This window comes from Adlercreutzia sp. ZJ141, assembly GCF_011038965.1.
In the GTDB taxonomy this organism is placed as follows: Bacteria; Actinomycetota; Coriobacteriia; order Coriobacteriales; family Eggerthellaceae; genus ZJ141.
In genome coordinates, this window is sequence record NZ_JAAKEB010000050.1 from 1 (window position 1) to 1735 (window position 1735).

General features: G+C 52.3%; 1 protein-coding gene. It reads left to right on the forward strand.

Annotated elements, in window-relative coordinates; all coding sequences use genetic code 11:
* Window positions 1-156 precede the first annotated feature (156 nt).
* Window positions 157-1716 carry an IS1634 family transposase gene (locus G7Y44_RS10250; RefSeq protein WP_165249671.1) on the forward strand — a complete coding sequence of 520 codons (1560 nt, stop codon included), beginning with the start codon at window positions 157-159 and terminating at the stop codon, window positions 1714-1716.
* The last annotated feature ends 19 nt before the right edge of the window (window positions 1717-1735 follow it).

Below are 1735 nucleotides of genomic sequence, written 5' to 3' on the forward strand. Positions count from 1 at the left end.
CCTGAATTCCCGCTTTTCCATGACGTGATTTGATTCCTGCCACATGATCTTGTGGTAATTCCTCCAATATGGGGCACTGTGCCTCATATTTTGTTGCAAGAAACAACGTCATAGGTTATAATTATGACGTTGTTTAGGCAGTGCAGGAGACAGAAAATGGCTCAGATAAGGCAGACCGACAAGGCTACAGGCATCGTTTACGTGTATGAAGCCGAAGCAAAATGGGATCCTGTAAAGAAGCAGTCGCGCTATGGGAAGCGCAAACTGGTGGGACATGTCGACCCGCAGACCGGTGAGGTTGTGCCAAACAGGCCAACACGGGCGTCAGTTTCGTCCCCTGTATCGCGGCGCGAGTTTTTTGGTACGTGTGCGCTGCTTGATGCTGTGGCCGAGGAGTCGGGAGTTCTGCCTGCCTTAAGGTGTGCGTTGCCTCACACTTGGGATCAGGCTTTGTCGCTTGCATACTACATGATCTGCGAGGGCTCATCTCCGCTGTCGCGTTTTCCTAGATTTGCGGCAACACACACAACACCCCACGGTAAGCCCATCGTCTCGCAACGATCCTCAGAACTTTTGGCCTCAATCGGTGAGGCTGAACGTGACGCATTTAGCGAATCGCTTGCACGTCGGCATGGAGAGGGCGATAGGCTCTTCTACGACACGACATCGATCTCGTCATATTCCGAAGCGCTGTCCCAGGTCAGATGGGGACGCAACAAAGATTGCGTCCCGTTGCCCCAAATCAATCTTGCTATGCTTGTTGGACGCGAAAGCGGCGTGCCGCTTTACTACCGCAAAGTTGCAGGAAATATCGCTGATGTCACAACCGTAAAGACACTGGTGCGTGACATGGAGCCTGCTTTCACAGGCAAGGTGCGGCTTGTTATGGATCGCGGCTTTTGGTCGGCTGCCAACATCAACGCCATGATGTATGAGCACTTCAAATTCCTCATCGGTGTGCCAACATCGCTAAAACTATTCAAAGATGCCGTTGATACACACATTACAAAGCTTCGCAGTTGGGAGAACTTCGATGACGCCACAGGCTTATACGGTATGCGGCTGACTTGTCAGTGGGACTACGAAAAGACTCGCTCTCGCAAAGGGGACGTGATTAAAGAGAAGCGCCGCAGCTACGTGTATTTGTTCTTCGATGCATCACGTGCTGCCGAAGCAGAGCGCGACCTTGCCTCACTTTTGCGGGCATGCTCACGAGAGCTTAAAACAGGCAATCGCATTGAGGCCCACGAGCACTACTACGACGAGTACTTTGACATCGTGCGTGGCAGGCCAGTAGGCAAAGACGCCACAATCGCGGCTGCGACAGCTCGTGTGGGCTACTTCGCATTGTTTTCTAACGAAGTTATGGAGCCCTTTGAAGCATTGGCAATCTATCACGATAAGGATGCCATCGAAAAGCGCTTTGGTGATGTCAAGGGGCTGCTTAACTTCCGCACACCACACGTCTCAACTGAAGAGACCCTAGCTGGCAAGCTATTTGTTGTGTTTGTGGCTTTGGTGATAGCTTCCTGGCTGCGAAAGCGCATGAAGCAGACTGGACTCGACGAGGAGTACACGCTTGAGGGTATGCTTGACGAAGTGGAGACAATCGAGCGCTACACACAGGAGGGACACCGTCCACGCATCTGCGAGATCACCGGTAAGCAGAGGGCAATCTTTGAGCGACTGGGCTACGACCTGCCCACCACGTCATAACTTATCGGGAATTCAGGTG

Coding starts and splice junctions, on each gene's coding strand:
- G7Y44_RS10250 (WP_165249671.1), top strand. CDS start 157: ATGGCTCAGATAAGGCAGACCGACAAGGCTACAGGCATCGTTTACGTG.